The following is a 15,876-nucleotide window of genomic DNA, read 5'->3' as shown; positions in this document are numbered from 1 at the left end:
TCAGGCTCCCGCGGGCGCGGTGCGGCGCGCCTTGCTGATGCTGTAGTGGAGGGTCGACGGCTGCAGCACCGCGTCGAAGTTGACTGCCTCCTGCGATGAACTTGCCACCAGCAGCGCCGCGATGGAAAAATCGAGGCGGTTGACGGCGCCTTCGCGCATCTCGAGCGAGGCCTTGACGTTGCGCAGGCGCGGCTCGTGGCGCGCAATGGTCTTCTCGATGCAGGCGCACATGTGGGCGCGGTCGTCGGGGCTGGACAGCGAGCAGCCGGCGAAGTCGTCCAGGCCGTAGGTGACGATCGAGCGGCTGCATTCGGGGAACTCGTCCAGCATGCCATCCGGGATGGCCAGCCGCGTGTTGAGCAGCGCCTCGAGGTCGCGCGCGACCGAGTCCTTCAGGTCGTCGATCGACATGCGCGATACGGTCGCGCTGGAGGCGCCGCGGGCCGGCACGTCCATCAGGCGGTCGAACAATCCAGGCGTGAATCCCTTCATCGTTCCCCTCGGGCTTGTGATCTCGAACCAAGACGGGACGCTATCACAGATTTCCATCCGAAAAGAGCGAGCTGCTCAGACAAGGCCGCGCACGTTGACCGAACTCAAGATTGCCTGCCGTTACGCTGCGTACGGGCGTCGGAAAGGTTATTTTGTTCAATTGACGCTGAGCACACAATTGCGGAAAAGGGGAACGCGGCATGACCAGCAAAGTACTCTGGGGCGAGGGCCTGTTCCTGCGCCCCCAGCATTTCCAGCAGCAAGACCAGTACCACGAACACAGGCTGCATGAGAGCGTCAAGGCGGTCCATCCCTACGCGTGGGGTGTGAACCATCTGCACGTCGACCAGGATGCGCTGGCGAGCAACGGGCTGCGCATCCTGGCGCTGTCGCTGCGCTTCCAGGATGGCGAACTGTACAACGCTCCTGGCGCGGACGCGCTGCCCGAACCGGTCGACCTTGGCCAGCTTCAGCAATCGCAGCAAACCGTAACCTACTACGCTGCCCTGCCCGCGTTCAAGCCGTTCGGCGGCAACTTCGCGCAGCCGGGCGAGGCCGTGAATGCTGTGCGCTTCGTGCAGGCCAACCAGGACACGCCCGACTTGTACACCCACGCCGCACAGGCGCAGCTGACCTACATGAAGAAGACTGTGCGACTGATTTCCGAGTTCGAACCGCGCGACTCGTACACGCACTTCCCGCTGCTGCGGCTACGGCGCGCGGCCACCGGCGGATTCGAAATGGATGAATCGTTCGTGCCGCCCAGCCTGTCCGTCGGCGGCGCGCCGATCCTGTTCCTTCAGCTGCGCCGCCTGCTCGACGCGCTGCAGGCCAAGGTGGGCGCCCTGTACGGGCACCACCGCGAGCCGAGCCGAAACGTCATCGAATTCCGCTCCGGTGACATGTCGTCGTTCTGGCTGCTGCACACCGCCAGTTCCGCTTATGCGACGCTGACGCACCACTTCCACCATCCGGCCCTGCATCCCGAGCGCCTGTACGCGCAGCTGCTGAACGTGGCCGGCGGGCTGATGACATTTTCGAAAAGCTGGACACTGGCCGACCTGCCGGCCTACCAGCATGCGGACCCGGGCCCGGCGTTCGGCAAGCTTCACACGATCATCCGCGAGCTGCTGGATACCGTGATCTCGTCCAAGTACTTCGCCATCGCGCTGAACGAGGCGAGGCCGTCGTACTACAACGGCATGCTCGACTCGGGCAAGATCGACGACAAGACCACGTTCTACCTGGCGGTGTCGGCCAATATGCCGGCGCTCGAACTGGTCGACGTGGTGCCGCTACGCTTCAAGGTGGGTGCGCCGGACGACGTCGAGAAATTCGTGCTCTCGGCCCTGCCCGGCGTGCGCCTGCAGTACACCCCGCAAGTGCCGGCTGCGGTGCCGGTGCGCCCGGACACGTGCTACTTCACGATCGACCCGAAAGGCCAGATGTACGAGCGCATGCTGCAGGCGCAATCGATCTCGATCTATGCGCCGTCCGGCATGCAGGAGCTGAAGCTGGAACTGGTGGCTGTGACAGGCTGACGCGATGATTTCGACTACCTCGCTCGGCGGTTCGAGCCCAATTCCCGGATGGCTTAAAGGCAGTCTGCTGGCGGTTCCCATTGTCGGCGTCTGTTGGGCTGGCGCCATCTGGCATTGGCGCTCGAGTGCCAGCACGCCCGACACCATCGATCTGCTGCTGTATTTGGTTGCGCTCCCTGCGGGCCTGTTGCTGGCGTTCTGGATCGGCCGCCAATTGACTGCGGCGCGACCGGCAGCACCGGTCGTAGCAACGGCGGCACAACCTGCCATGACGGCGGAAGTATCGCCGGGCACGCCGCCGCTAGCCATCCTGGCGGCTTCAATCCGCTCGCCACTCGGCACGTCGCCTGAGGAACTAGCCATCGCTATCGCGGATAACAAGGCACGGGCGGATCTTGACCCGGACCTGGTCGACGGCGAAGGGTTCCCGCTCATGACCGCACGCAGTGATGGCGCCCGCGACGATGCCCTGCAGGAAGAAATCACCGAATGGCTGGTTCAGAACAGCGTGCCGGAGCCGTACTTCAATGACGAACAATGGCGAGCGATCACACTGGCAACCGCCGTGGCTGGCGAACTGGCCAGCCATGCTGCGGGTGATTTGATTCCGGCCGAAGGCGTGCCGACGACGCTCCACCTTGTACCAATTCTGCCCCCGGCATGGCGAAGCGAGCAACGACGCGCCGCCGGAATGTGGCTCAAGCACACAGTGGCGCAGTTCGGATGGCCAGCCGCACAAATAACCCTGGCGCCTGACACTCCGGATGGAGCAACGCCGGCAGGTGTACTCGGCCGCCTTGCAAATCAAGCTGCAGGTGGCAATGCTCCTGTGACTGCGATTGTCCTTGCGTGCGCATCCCATATCGGCGAAGAAAGCGTGGCCCAGTGGGCTGGCAGCGCATCGCTGTTCACCCCATCGCGGCCGCACGGCCTGATCCCCGGTGAAGGCGCGGCCGGCTTGCTGGTGACTGACCTGCGCCAGGCGCGGGCGGTCGACGATGCTGTCTATGCCCTGGTGGATCAAGTATGTGAAACACAGCGCGATTCGTCGGCGGATGACAGCAAACGCACTGATTCCAAGTCGCTTGGCGAGCTCGCGGAGCGCGCCCTCAAGCATAGTCAAACGACCCCAGCTGATGTTGCGATGATCGTCGCAGACACTGGACACCGGTCCAACCGCGCACTGGAGCTGATGGGCTTCGCGTCGGCGGCGATGCCACAGCTGGATGCGGCAGCGGATATCGTCAGCGTTGGCGTTTCGAGCGGCACTTGCGGTGCGGTTCCGTTCATTACGGCGCTTGCCCTTGCCCGGCACCACGTGCTGGAACGCGACGCGCCGATACTCTGTATCAGCAATGAAGATCCCGTCCTTCGTGGCGCAGTCTTGTTGCGCCCCGCGGGTTCCAATCCAAATTAATTCACCTCCCCGAGGGAGTGCAGCGTCATTGCAGATTGATTTGCCACGACACGCCAAAACGGTCGTTTACCCAAGCGAATTTCTTGCTGAATCCGTATTTATCAGGTGGCATCAAAACCTGGCCATTCGTTGACAGCTCGCCGAATACCCTATTGAACTCGGCGTCATCCTGGCATTCGACGAAAAGCGATACCGACGGAGTAAAAGTGAAGGCGTGTTTGGCCGGGGCCCGGCTCGCCGGCTCCGTAGTGCTCGACCTGCTTGATTTCGGAATCGGGAAACAGTGCGACGTAGGATCGCATTGCTACTTCGGCAGTACCCTCGAACATTAAGAAAGGTGTAACTGAATGCGCCATTCGAATGTCTCCTGCGTGAATAGTCCAGCGTGATGAATGTGAAACGATCAGGGTACTGCTTTGTGCTGTTTGGCCTGCCCAGCAGGAATCGAACCTGCGACCCTCAGCTTAGAAGGCTGATGCTCTATCCAACTGAGCTATGGGCAGTGTGTCGTGATGCAGAAAGCATCGCGGAAAAGAAAAACGGGCCGCCAACTTAATGACAGCCCGTCCTTTTAACTTGGTCGGAGTACAAGGATTCGAACCTTGGACCCCCTGGTCCCAAACCAGGTGCGCTACCGGACTGCGCCACACTCCGAAGACTCAATTATACTGCGCCGAAAACGTGGGGTCAATGTTGCGGGGAAAAGTTTTTGAAACTTGTGTTGGGGAGTGGGAAGGCTTGCCTTCCCTGCCACTCCTTTATATTACGCTGTTACTTTGTCGGCAATGCGGCGGGCCATGGTCTCGGCCAGCTGCTGGTTTTTAGCTTCGACCATCACGCGAATCAAAGGTTCAGTGCCGGAGGCGCGGATCAGCACCCGGCCGGCGTCGCCCAGCTCCTTTTCGGCCTTCTCTTTTTCAGCGACCATTGCCGCGTTCTTGGTCCAGTCGAAACCGGCGGGAACCTTCACGTTGATCAACGTCTGCGGATACAGCGTCAGTTCGCTGCAGCACTTGTCCAGCGACTTGCCGCTGCGCTTCAGTGCCGACAGCACCTGCAGCGCGGAAACGATGCCGTCGCCGGTGGTGTGCTTGTCGAGTGCCAGCAGGTGGCCGGAGCCCTCCCCGCCGAACAGCCAGCCGCGCTCCTGCATGACTTCCAGCACGTAGCGGTCGCCGACCTTGGCGCGGGCGAAGCCAACGCCGAGTTCCTTGAATGCCACTTCCAGCGCCATGTTGGTCATCAGCGTGCCAACCGCGCCAGCGACCGGGCCGACCGACATGCGGTCGCGCACCATCACGTACAGCAGCTCGTCGCCGTTATACAGGCGGCCCTTCGAGTCGCACATGATCAGGCGGTCGGCGTCACCGTCCAGCGCGATGCCGAGGTCGGCGCCGTGCTGGACCACCGCAGCGGCCATCGCCTGCGGCGCGGTCGCGCCGAAGCCTGCGTTGATGTTGAAGCCGTCCGGGGTGTTGCCGATCGGGATAACTTTGGCGCCGAGTTCATGGAACACGTGTGGCGCGATGTGGTAGGCCGCGCCGTGCGCGCAGTCGACCACGATCTTCATGCCGCGCAGGTCAAGCTCGTTCGGGAACGTGCTCTTGCAGAACTCAATGTAGCGGCCTTGCGAGTCGTCCAGGCGCTTGGCGCGGCCGAGCTGCTCGGCGGGAACGCATTCCATCGGCTGGTCGATGCCGGCTTCGATTTCCAGTTCCACCGCGTCCGGCAGTTTGGTGCCGTACTGCGAGAAGAACTTGATGCCGTTGTCCTGAAACGGGTTGTGCGATGCCGAAATCACGACGCCGGCCGACAGGCGCAGCGCGCGGGTCAGGTAGGCAATCGCCGGAGTCGGCATCGGGCCAGCGAGCTGGACGTCGACGCCAGCCGCCGAGAAGCCGGCCTCTAGCGCGGCTTCGAGCATGTAGCCGGAAATGCGCGTGTCCTTGCCGATCAGGACGGTCGGGCGGCCGGAACCCGAGCCGTTGCGTGACAGCACCTTGCCGGCTGCGTAGCCGAGGCGCATGACGAAGTCAGGGGTAATCGGAGCCACGCCGACCAGACCGCGTATACCGTCAGTTCCAAAATATTTACGTGCCATGATTTCTCTTTTTTTATGATAATTAGTTGGTGGATGCAGCCTGCCAGACCTTGAGAGCGTCAACAGTCTCGGCTACATCATGAACGCGCACGATTCTAGCGCCATGCGCTACCGCAGCCAATGCCCCCGCGAGGCTCCCTGCCAATCGTTGCTCCACAGGCTTGCCGGTCACCGCGCCGATCATCGACTTGCGCGACAGGCCGGCCAGCACCGGCAGGCCAAGCTCCTGCTGCATCGTGCCGATATTGCGCAGCAGCGCGTAGTTGTGTTCAACCGTCTTGCCGAAACCAAAGCCCGGGTCGATGCAGATGCGCTTGCGGTCAATGCCGGCCGCGACCATTTCATCGACCCGCTGGCGCAGGAAGTCCGTCACCTCCGCCACCACGTCGCCGTACCCGGGATTCTGCTGCATCGTTCCCGGATCGCGCTGCATGTGCATCACGCACAGGCCGCAGTCGCTGTCGGAAACGGCTTCGAGCGCGCCCGGCGCACGGAAGCCGTTGATGTCGTTGATCATGTCCGCGCCGGCCAGCACCGCTTCGCGCATGACTTCCGCCTTGTACGTGTCCACGGACAGCGGCTTGCCAAGGCCGCGCAAGGCGTACACGGCCGGAATTACGCGCCGCAGTTCTTCGTCCAGCGACACGGCCGGTGAACCTGGCCGGGTCGATTCGCCGCCGATGTCGATCATGTCGGCGCCGTTGGCGATCATTTCTTCCGCGTGCGACAGCGCGAACTCGAGCGACTGGAAGCGCCCGCCGTCGGAGAAGGAATCAGGCGTGACATTAAGGATGCCCATCACCAGCGTACCGGTGTCGAGGTCGAAGCCGTAGCGGCCGCATTGCAGAAATTGTGGCATTCGGAAAAGTGAGAAAGCGTGAGATTTTGCGCTGGGAGAATTAAAAATGCCGTTCAGTAATTAGCTGAACGGCATTATAAAGCTTCTGACGAATCGGGTATTTACGCCGGTGCGGTCGCGTTTGGCGACACGTCGCCCGGGCCGCTGCCCGGTGGCGTACGCTTGACGGGCACGTCGAATTTCGGCGGACGTGGCTCGATGCCGGCCATGATGTCGTTGATCTGGTCGGCGTCGATGGTTTCCCAGTCGAGCAGCGCCTTGGTCATCACTTCGACCTTGTCCCGGTTCTCTTCCAGCAGGCGGCGCGACAGCGCGTACTGCTTGTCGAGGATGGCGCGGATCTCGGCGTCGACCTGTTGCTGGGTCGCTTCCGAAATGGTTTTGGTAGCGCCGCCGAAGAAGCCTTCGTTCTCGCTGTCCTCGTAGACCATTACACCCATCACGTCGCTCATGCCGAAGCGGGTGACCATCGAGCGTGCCAGCTTGGTGGCGCGGGCGAAGTCGTTCGACGCGCCGGTGGACATCTGGCCGACGAACAGTTCTTCCGCGATACGGCCGCCGAACAGGATCGAGATTTCCTCAAGCATCTTGTCCTTGTAGCCGGACAGGCTGTCATGCTCGGGCAGCTGCCAGGTCAGGCCGAGCGCATAGCCGCGCGGCATGATGGTGACCTTGTGGACCGGGTCGGCCTTCGGCAGCAGCTTGGCGATCACGGCGTGGCCGGACTCGTGGTAAGCCGTGTTGCGGCGCTCTTCCTCGCGCATGACCATCGACTTGCGCTCCGGACCCATGTAGATCTTGTCCTTGGCGTCCTCGAAATCGCTCATTTCGACCAGGCGCTTGCTGCGGCGAGCGGCAAACAGCGCCGCTTCGTTGACCAGGTTGGCCAGGTCCGCGCCCGAGAAACCAGGAGTGCCGCGGGCCAGGATGTCGGCCTTGACGTCGGTGCTGATAGGCACTTTGCGCATGTGGACGTTGAGGATCTGCTCGCGGCCGCGGATGTCCGGCAGGCCTACCACCACCTGGCGGTCGAAACGGCCCGGGCGCAGCAGCGCCTTGTCGAGCACGTCGGCACGGTTGGTGGCGGCCACGACGATCACGCCGGAGCTTGCCTCGAAGCCGTCCATCTCGACCAGCAGCTGGTTCAGCGTCTGTTCGCGTTCGTCGTTGCCGCCGCCCATGCCGGCGCCGCGGTGACGGCCGACAGCGTCGATCTCGTCGATGAAGATGATGCAAGGGGATTGCTTCTTGGCGTTTTCGAACATGTCGCGCACGCGGCTTGCACCGACGCCGACGAACATCTCGACGAAGTCGGAACCCGAGATCGAGAAGAACGGCACCTTCGCTTCGCCCGCGATGGCGCGCGCCAGCAGGGTTTTACCGGTACCCGGAGGGCCGACCATCAGCACGCCGCGCGGAATGCGTCCGCCCAGCTTCTGGAACTTGGTCGGGTCCTTCAGGAAGTCGACGATTTCGGTGACTTCTTCCTTGGCTTCGTCGCAGCCGGCGACGTCGGCGAAGGTGACGTTGTTGTTGGTTTCATCCATCATGCGCGCTTTGGACTTGCCAAAGGAGAAAGCACCTCCCTTGCCGCCGCCCTGCATCTGGCGCATGAAGAATACCCAGACGCCGATCAGCAACAGCATCGGGAACCAGGAAATGAATACTTGTTGCAGGAACGATGGTTCCTCAGGCGGTTTGATGTCGAAACGCACACCGTTCTCGCGCAGGTCGCCGATCAGGCCGCGGTCGAGCATGGTGGCGGTCGAGCGTACTTTGGAGTCGTCGACCCGGGTTGCGGTAATGTTTGCGCCTTCGATTACCACGTCCTTGATGCGGCGCGCCTTGACCTCATCGAGCAGTTCGGAATAAGCGATGGACTTGCTGCCGCCGGCAACGCTAGTAGTGTCGAACTGCTTGAACAGCATGAACAGCAGCAGCGCGACGACCACCCAGATGGCGGACTTGGAAAACATATTATTCACGAAAACTCCTCCGATGCCGTAGGCATCTCTTTACCGAATATAGAAGGCCGATTCTACCCGCAATCAGCAGGCCACGCTATGAGCGCCCGCGATCCGGGACAAAAAACCGCCGAAAAACCGTGCCAGGCGCGGTTTTCCTTCGGCTGATGTGCGGGTGCGGACTCAGATATCAAGGGCAGGTTCGTCCTCGGCGGACAGATTCTTTTCCGTTGGGCTTTTCAGGCCGCGGCCGACCAGGAATATTTCCGACGACTTGTCGCGGCTTGCCTTCGGCTTGACTTGTTTGACAACTTTAAACTCGCGCCGGAATGTTTCGACAATCTGGCTGAATCCCATGTCCTTAAAACATTTGACGACCAGAACGCCTGGCGGCTTCAAATGGAATTGGGAGAATTCAATTGCCAGGTCGATAAGATGCTCCATCCGGGCCGCGTCGGCGGTCGGAATGCCGGACAGGTTCGGCGCCATGTCGGATAACACCACGTCGACCTTGCGCCCTTCCAGAATTTTGTCGAGCTGACGCAGGACGCGCGCCTCGCGGAAGTCGCCCAGGATGAAGTCCACGTCGGCGATCGGTTCCATCGGCAGCATGTCGAGGCCGATCATCGTGCCGTTGATGCCCCCGCCCTCCTTGCCCGACAGCTTGCGCCGCACGTACTGGCTCCAGCTGCCCGGCGTCGAACCGAGGTCGACGATGACCTGGCCCGGCTTGATGATCTTTTCCGCTTCGTCGATTTCCTTCAACTTGTACGCGGCGCGTGCACGGTATCCCTCTTTTTGTGCCAATTTGACATAGGGATCGTTTATGTGGTCGTGCAACCAGTTTTTGTTTAATTTGTTCTTTGCCATTCGCGTAGAATACTGCTTTTAAAGGATTACTTAAAAAATTATGCAAAAACTTACCCCCGTCGAGCGCAGCGCACTGCGCGCCGAAGCCCACGGACTCAAGCCTGTCGTCATCATCGGCGAAGCCGGCCTCACCCCTTCGGTCATGAAAGAGATCGGCGCCAGCCTTGATTCGCATGGCCTGATCAAGGTTCGCGTATTCGGCGACGACCGCGAAGCGCGCGTCGAGATGTACGAGACCATCTGCGAAGAACTCGGCGCCGCACCGGTGCAGCACATTGGCAAGCTGCTCGTCATCTACCGACCGAAGAAGGAAGTGGCCAAGGAGCGCAGCAGCAAGGCAGGCAAAGGCATGCGCGAAGTCACCATCGTCAAGGCCAGCGCCAGCGGCACCAAGCGCCCGAGCGTGACCAAGGTCATGATCAAGGGTAATGAGCGGGTTACGGCCGGCGGCAATATCAAGCGCGCAAAACCACGCCAGACCAGTACGAAGAAGAATACCCTCGGTTAAACCCGTGGGTTAAACCCGTAGGGCGGATAAGCGCAAGGCTCGGCGCCCTACGTTTTTTATTTGAAGTTCGCCTCTGCCGCCTTTACAACCAGCACCGCACCAAGCACGCTCTGCACCAGGTAGAACACCGCCGACACCCCGTGCAGGATCCCGAACAAGGTCCGCTGCTCCGACGCCATCACTTCCTGCGGTCCCGCCGCTGCGCGCAACGTGGCCAGCATCGGCTGGATGCCGAAATATCCCAGCACCGTACACGCCAGCATCGCCAGTACCAGCCAGTACAAGGTGCGCCTGCGCTTGCCGTCGACCGCCTTTGCCATGAACACCAGCACCAGCATCGCCGCCGCGCAGCCCACCGACAGCCATGCCTGGCTGTTGAAGATGCTCCCAACGATGGTGCCAAACAGCTTGCGGTCCGCCAGCGTCGCCGACAAGGTCGGCGCCACCAGGTAGCCAACCGCCCACAGGCTGCCCGCCCACAGCGCAGCAACCAGGAGGCGCAGGCGCGGAATCAGCATCAGATGTACTTCACTTCGAGGATTTCGTATTCGCGCGGGCCGGACGGCGCCTGCACTTCCACCACGTCGCCGGCGTACTTGCCGATCAGCGCACGCGAGATCGGCGAGGTCACCGAGATCTTGTTCAGCTTCAGGTCGGCTTCGTCCAGGCCGACGATCTGGTAGGCCACCTTCTGGCCGTTGTCCAGGTCTTCCAGGAACACGGTCGATGCGAACACCACGCGCCCTTCGGCGTCGAGGGTGGCCGGGTCGATGACCTGGGCCGAGCTCAGTTTGCCTTCCAGTTCCGCGATGCGGCCTTCGACAAACGCCTGGCGCTCCTTGGCCGCGTCGTATTCGGCATTTTCAGACAGGTCGCCGTGCGAACGCGCTTCGGCGATCGCCTCGATCACGACGCGGCGCTCTTTCGTCTTGAGCTGGTGCAGCTCTTCCTTGAGCAGTTCTGCGCCGTATTTAGTAAGTGGAACTGTATTGTTCATGTCGTTCGAGTCTCAACTGGAAAATGGAAAACCACAGAGCCCGCGAGACAAAAGCCGCGCGAGCTCTGTGGTTAGTAATGCTGCTTCGTACTTAGTTTAAGGTTTTATGCAGGCCTTGTAAATCGTACACGCGCAACTCGTCGAGATGGCGCATGCCTTCGACCGCAGCCTCCGCACCCGCTATTGTAGTGTATGTCGTCACGCCGGCGGCCAAAGCCGAAATCCGGATCGCGCGCGAGTCCACAATCGCGCTGCGCTTCTCTTCCACCGTGTTGATCACTAGCGAGATCTCGTGGTTCTTGATGATGTCCACCACGTGCGGACGGCCTTCAATCACCTTGTTGACCGCCTGGCAGGCGATGCCCGCCGCGTTGATGACGGCCGCGGTGCCCTTGGTCGCCACGATCTGGAAGCCCATATCGTGCAGGTCGCGCGCGACTTTCACGGCGCGCGGCTTGTCCGACGATTTAACAGACAGGAACACCTTGCCCGATTCCGGCAGCTTGACGCCGGCGCCCATCTGCGACTTCACGAACGCTTCGCCGAAGGTCTGGCCGACGCCCATGACTTCACCGGTCGACTTCATCTCAGGTCCGAGGATGGTGTCGACGCCTGGGAATTTCACGAACGGGAACACGGCTTCCTTGACGCTGAAGTAAGGCGGCACGACTTCTTTCGTGATGCCCTGCTGCGCCAGCGTCTGGCCAACCATGCAGCGCGCGGCGATCTTCGCCAGCTGCAGGCCGGTGGCCTTGGACACGAACGGCACGGTGCGCGAAGCGCGCGGGTTCACCTCGAGGACGAACACGGTGTCCTGCTCCTTGCCGTCCACCACCTGCTTCTGGATCGCGAACTGCACGTTCATCAGGCCAACCACGTTCAGGCCCTTGGCCATCAGCGCGGTCTGGCGCTTCAGTTCATCGATGGTTTCCTGCGACAGCGAGTAAGGCGGCAGCGAGCATGCCGAATCGCCCGAGTGGACGCCTGCCTGCTCGATGTGCTCCATGACGCCGCCGATGAAGGTGGTTTCGCCGTCCGAGATGCAGTCGACGTCGCACTCGATCGCATCGTTCAGGAAGCGGTCCAGCAGCACCGGCGAGTCGTTCGACACCTTGACCGCTTCGCGCATGTAGCGTTCGAGGTCGCGCTGCTCGTGCACGATTTCCATCGCGCGGCCGCCCAGCACGTAGGAAGGACGCACCACCAGCGGGTAGCCGATTTCCTGCGCCAGCGCCAGTGCTTCGGTTTCAGTGCGCGCGGTGCGGTTAGGCGGCTGGCGCAGGCCGAGCGCCTGCAGCATTTGCTGGAAGCGCTCGCGGTCTTCGGCCGCGTCGATCATGTCCGGCGAAGTGCCGATGATAGGCACGCCGTTCTTTTCCAGGTCGAGCGCGAGCTTCAGCGGGGTCTGGCCGCCGTACTGCACGATCACGCCGACCGGCTTTTCCAGGTCGACGATTTCAAGCACGTCTTCCAGCGTCAGCGATTCGAAGTACAGGCGGTCGGAGGTATCGTAGTCGGTCGACACGGTCTCCGGATTGCAGTTGACCATGATGGTCTCGTAGCCGTCTTCGCGCATCGCCAGCGCCGCGTGCACGCAGCAGTAGTCGAACTCGATGCCCTGGCCGATACGGTTAGGACCACCGCCCAGCACCATGATCTTCTTCTTGTCGGTCGGCTTGGACTCGCACTCTTCGTCGTAGGTGGAGTACATGTACGCGGTGTCGGTCGCGAACTCGGCCGCGCAGGTGTCCACGCGCTTGTACACCGGACGGATGCCCATCTCGTGGCGCTTCGCGCGGATCGCGGTATCGGTGGTCTGCAGCAGGAAGGCCAGGCGGCGGTCGGAGAAGCCCTTTTGCTTCAGCTTGTACAGCAGCGGCTTGTCCAGTTGCTCCAGCTTCTGGGTGTCGAGCCACAGTTCAATGTCGACGATTTCCTTGATCTGCACCAGGAACCACGGATCGATGCGGGTCAGCTGGTATACCTCGTCCAGCGTGAAACCCTGGGCGAACGCGTCGCCCACGTACCAGATGCGCTCAGGACCGGGCTCGCCCAGTTCCTCTTCGATCTTCTCGCGGTCCTTGGTCTTCTCGTTCAGGCCATCGACGCCCACTTCGAGGCCGCGCAGCGCCTTCTGGAACGACTCCTGGAAGGTACGGCCGATCGCCATCACCTCGCCCACCGATTTCATCTGGGTGGTCAGGTGCTGGTCGGCCGCCGGGAACTTCTCGAAAGTGAAGCGCGGGATCTTGGTGACGACGTAGTCGATCGACGGTTCGAACGAGGCCGGGGTCGCGCCGCCGGTGATCTCATTGCGCAGTTCGTCGAGGGTGAAGCCCACCGCCAGCTTGGCCGCGACCTTCGCGATCGGGAAGCCGGTGGCCTTGGACGCCAGCGCCGACGAACGCGACACGCGCGGGTTCATCTCGATGACGATCATGCGGCCGTCGACCGGGTTGATCGAGAACTGCACGTTGGAGCCACCGGTGTCGACGCCGATCTCGCGCAGTACCGCCAGCGAGGCGTTGCGCATGATCTGGTATTCCTTGTCGGTCAGCGTCTGCGCAGGAGCGACGGTGATCGAGTCGCCGGTGTGCACGCCCATCGGGTCGAGGTTTTCGATCGAGCAGATGATGATGCAGTTGTCCGCCTTGTCGCGCACCACTTCCATCTCGTACTCTTTCCAGCCGATGAGGGATTCTTCGATCAGCAGTTCCTTGGTCGGCGACGCTTCCAGGCCGCGCTTGCAGATCGTTTCGAATTCTTCTTCGTTGTAGGCGATGCCGCCGCCGGTGCCGCCCATCGTGAACGAAGGACGGATGATGGTCGGGAAGCCCAGCTCGCGCTGCACGCCCCACGCCTCGTCCATTGAGTGCGCCACGCCCGAGCGCGCCGAACCCAGGCCGATCCTGGTCATCGCTTCCTTGAACTTGGAGCGGTCCTCGGCCTTGTCGATGGCTTCCGGCGTCGCGCCGATCAGCTCCACCTTGTACTGCTCCAGCACGCCGTGGCGGTGCAGGTCGAGCGCGCAGTTCAGCGCGGTCTGGCCGCCCATGGTCGGCAGGATCGCGTCAGGACGCTCCTTGGCGATGATGCGCTCGACGACCTTCCAGGTGATCGGCTCGATGTAGGTTACATCGGCCATCTCCGGGTCGGTCATGATGGTCGCCGGGTTGCTGTTGACGAGGATGACCTTGTAGCCCTCTTCGCGCAGCGCCTTGCACGCCTGTGCGCCGGAATAATCGAACTCGCAAGCCTGGCCGATGATGATCGGGCCCGCGCCAATGATCAGAATACTTTTAATGTCACTACGCTTAGGCATTTACTTTTTCCCCTGCATTTACTTTTTCTCCGCTCGCTTGCATCAGGCTGATGAAGCGGTCAAACAGGTAGGCTACGTCGTTCGGTCCTGGCGATGCTTCAGGGTGGCCCTGGAAGCAGAAGGCCGGCTTGTCGGTGCGGGCGAAGCCCTGCAGCGAACCGTCGAACAGTGACACGTGGGTTACGCGGCAGTTGGCCGGCAAGGTGCCCGCATCGACCGCGAAGCCGTGGTTCTGCGAGGTGATCATCACCTTCTTCGAATCGAGGTCCTGCACCGGGTGGTTGGCGCCGTGGTGGCCGAACTTCATCTTCAGCGTCTTGGCGCCGGAAGCGAGCGCCATGATCTGGTGGCCGAGGCAGATGCCGAAGGTCGGGATGCCGCGCTCGATCAGCTCTTTGGTCGCCTTGATCGCGTAATCGCATGGCTCCGGGTCGCCGGGACCGTTGGCCAGGAAGATGCCGTCTGGCTTCAGCGCCAGCGCGTCTTCCGCGGTGGACTGCGCCGGCAGCACGGTGACCTTGCAACCGCGCTCGGTCAGCATGCGCAGGATGTTTTTCTTGACGCCGTAGTCGAAGGCGACCACATGGAATTTAGGATCGGTCAGCTTGCCGTAGCCCTCGCCCAGCTTCCACTCGGTTTCGGTGAACTCGTAGGCGGTGGGGGTCGACACGACCTTGGCCAGGTCCATGCCCGACAGGCCGGGGAAGGAACGCGCCAGCTCGAGCGCCTGCAATTCCTTCGGCTCCACGCCTTGGGTGCCCACCAGGATGGCGCCGCTCTGCGCGCCTTTTTCGCGCAGGATACGGGTCAGCTTGCGGGTATCGATACCTGCGATGGCGACGATACCTTCGGACTTCAGGTAATCGGACAGGGACTGCGTCGTACGGAAATTGGACGCCATCAGCGGCAGGTCGCGGATGATCAGGCCTGCGGCGTGGACTTTGGTCGCTTCGACGTCCTCAAGATTGACGCCGGTGTTTCCGATATGCGGATAGGTCAGGGTAACGATCTGTCGCGAGTAGCTCGGATCGGTCAGGATTTCCTGGTAACCGGTCATCGCGGTATTGAATACCACTTCTCCGGTCGTATGGCCGGCGGCGCCAATGGAAAAACCTTTAAAAATTGTCCCGTCTGCGAGGGCCAGGATGGCGGGTACGGCGGGGCCAGAAAAAAATGGCGGCAAGGGCAACTCCTTGATAAAGTTACCGTAGTTGCGCCACGTCAGACCGACAACCTGCATTACCCGAGCAGCTTCACTCAGAGGGCAAGAGGTCAAGTTGAATGAGGGATGGTGGGTAGTCGCTACGGTAGGTGTAATGAATGGCTAAACCTCCGAATTATAGCGCAAACCGCCCTTCTCGGCAATCGCCCCCGATGGCATCGGCATTGAAATTTCACCGATCTCAATAGAAGAGTTATGCTTCGGGCATTTACCCCATCAATCAATTGCAACAGGAACATCAAATCAATGGCAACAACAGTTTTTGGCATGGACACGCCGATGGAACGGCCGTCGGCAGGCGGCCGCGCGGGCGTGTTTGTCCCGGGGCCCGACGCGAACGAAGCGGTACGCATGGCAATGAAGAACGGCTCCGGCCTGTGCGGCTTCGGCAATCTCGACGGCACCGTGATGATCTATTTCGAGAACAACAAGTTCAACGATTCCGCGCTGGCAATGTGGAAGGACAAGGTCTTCAAGGCCTACGACCGGATGGTCAACCTGGCGCCGACGGTCAACAAGCTCAACTGTGACGCCGCTAGCCTGCAGCAGGTTGGCTTCATCAAGGGGCGGGAGATTTTGGTAA

The 15,876-nt window shown here is 61.6% G+C and carries 13 protein-coding genes, 2 tRNA genes and 1 pseudogene; 4 read left to right on the top strand and 12 right to left on the bottom strand.

Annotated elements, in window-relative coordinates:
- Positions 1-492, bottom strand: coding sequence for a type VI secretion system baseplate subunit TssE (gene tssE / locus D3872_RS22605; RefSeq protein ID WP_119812885.1), 492 nt, complete (start codon positions 490-492; stop codon positions 1-3).
- Positions 493-692: 200 nt separating this feature from the next.
- Here tssE and tssK point away from each other — a divergent pair, with 200 nt between their 5' ends.
- Positions 693-2,033: a type VI secretion system baseplate subunit TssK gene (tssK, locus tag D3872_RS22600; protein WP_119812884.1), complete on the top strand. Its 1,341-nt coding sequence runs from the start codon at positions 693-695 to the stop codon at positions 2,031-2,033.
- A 4-nt stretch (positions 2,034-2,037) separates the two neighbouring features.
- On the top strand, positions 2,038-3,450 hold the full coding sequence (locus D3872_RS22595; protein ID WP_119812883.1) for a hypothetical protein: 1,413 nt from the start codon (positions 2,038-2,040) through the stop codon (positions 3,448-3,450).
- 25 nt (positions 3,451-3,475) lie between these two features.
- On the opposite strand, the pseudogene D3872_RS22590 reads toward D3872_RS22595, so the two are convergent.
- The 7 genes and pseudogenes from D3872_RS22590 to D3872_RS22560 all read right to left on the bottom strand — a co-directional run bounded on the left by D3872_RS22590 (position 3,476) and on the right by D3872_RS22560 (position 9,244).
- Positions 3,476-3,806, bottom strand: a pseudogene (locus D3872_RS22590) (VOC family protein).
- Between the two features lie 70 nt (positions 3,807-3,876).
- Positions 3,877-3,953: transfer RNA gene (locus tag D3872_RS22585), tRNA-Arg, on the bottom strand.
- Between the two features lie 74 nt (positions 3,954-4,027).
- A tRNA-Pro gene (locus D3872_RS22580) sits at positions 4,028-4,104 on the bottom strand.
- A 109-nt stretch (positions 4,105-4,213) separates the two neighbouring features.
- The gene (glmM, locus tag D3872_RS22575; protein ID WP_119812882.1) at positions 4,214-5,551 is read right to left on the bottom strand and encodes a phosphoglucosamine mutase; all 1,338 of its coding nucleotides are present in this window, start codon (positions 5,549-5,551) and stop codon (positions 4,214-4,216) included.
- Between the two features lie 22 nt (positions 5,552-5,573).
- Complete coding sequence (gene folP, locus D3872_RS22570; protein WP_119812881.1) at positions 5,574-6,410, bottom strand: dihydropteroate synthase; 837 nt, start codon at positions 6,408-6,410, stop codon at positions 5,574-5,576.
- A 101-nt stretch (positions 6,411-6,511) separates the two neighbouring features.
- Complete coding sequence (ftsH, locus tag D3872_RS22565) at positions 6,512-8,395, bottom strand: ATP-dependent zinc metalloprotease FtsH (RefSeq protein WP_119812880.1); 1,884 nt, start codon at positions 8,393-8,395, stop codon at positions 6,512-6,514.
- 162 nt (positions 8,396-8,557) lie between these two features.
- Positions 8,558-9,244 (bottom strand): RlmE family RNA methyltransferase, encoded by a 687-nt coding sequence (locus D3872_RS22560; RefSeq protein ID WP_119812879.1) that lies wholly within the window; start codon positions 9,242-9,244, stop codon positions 8,558-8,560.
- Positions 9,245-9,284: 40 nt separating this feature from the next.
- On the opposite strand from D3872_RS22560, the gene D3872_RS22555 reads away from it, so the two are divergent.
- Positions 9,285-9,752, top strand: coding sequence for a YhbY family RNA-binding protein (locus D3872_RS22555; RefSeq protein ID WP_119812878.1), 468 nt, complete (start codon positions 9,285-9,287; stop codon positions 9,750-9,752).
- 56 nt (positions 9,753-9,808) lie between these two features.
- Here D3872_RS22555 and D3872_RS22550 read toward each other — a convergent pair whose 3' ends face one another.
- The 4 genes from D3872_RS22550 to carA form a co-directional block, all read right to left on the bottom strand.
- Positions 9,809-10,270 (bottom strand): DUF4149 domain-containing protein, encoded by a 462-nt coding sequence (locus D3872_RS22550; RefSeq protein ID WP_119812877.1) that lies wholly within the window; start codon positions 10,268-10,270, stop codon positions 9,809-9,811.
- Positions 10,270-10,749 carry a transcription elongation factor GreA gene (greA, locus tag D3872_RS22545; RefSeq protein ID WP_119812876.1) on the bottom strand — a complete coding sequence of 160 codons (480 nt, stop codon included), beginning with the start codon at positions 10,747-10,749 and terminating at the stop codon, positions 10,270-10,272. Before greA ends, D3872_RS22550 begins: the two co-directional genes overlap by 1 nt.
- A gap of 91 nt (positions 10,750-10,840) precedes the next feature.
- Positions 10,841-14,071, bottom strand: a complete 3,231-nt coding sequence (gene carB / locus D3872_RS22540; RefSeq protein WP_119812875.1) for a carbamoyl-phosphate synthase large subunit — start codon at positions 14,069-14,071, stop codon at positions 10,841-10,843.
- Complete coding sequence (gene carA / locus D3872_RS22535) at positions 14,064-15,254, bottom strand: glutamine-hydrolyzing carbamoyl-phosphate synthase small subunit (protein WP_119812893.1); 1,191 nt, start codon at positions 15,252-15,254, stop codon at positions 14,064-14,066. Before carA ends, carB begins: the two co-directional genes overlap by 8 nt.
- A gap of 285 nt (positions 15,255-15,539) precedes the next feature.
- Between carA and D3872_RS22530 the strand changes: the two genes are divergently transcribed.
- The coding region (locus D3872_RS22530; protein ID WP_147373969.1) for a hypothetical protein at positions 15,540-15,876 on the top strand (337 nt) is incomplete at its 3' end.

It is taken from the genome of Massilia cavernae (assembly GCF_003590855.1).
GTDB classification, from domain to species: domain Bacteria; phylum Pseudomonadota; class Gammaproteobacteria; order Burkholderiales; family Burkholderiaceae_D; genus Telluria_A; species Telluria_A cavernae.
The sequence above is the reverse complement of the archived record's forward strand: the minus strand, read 5'-3'. Positions and strand labels throughout refer to the sequence as shown.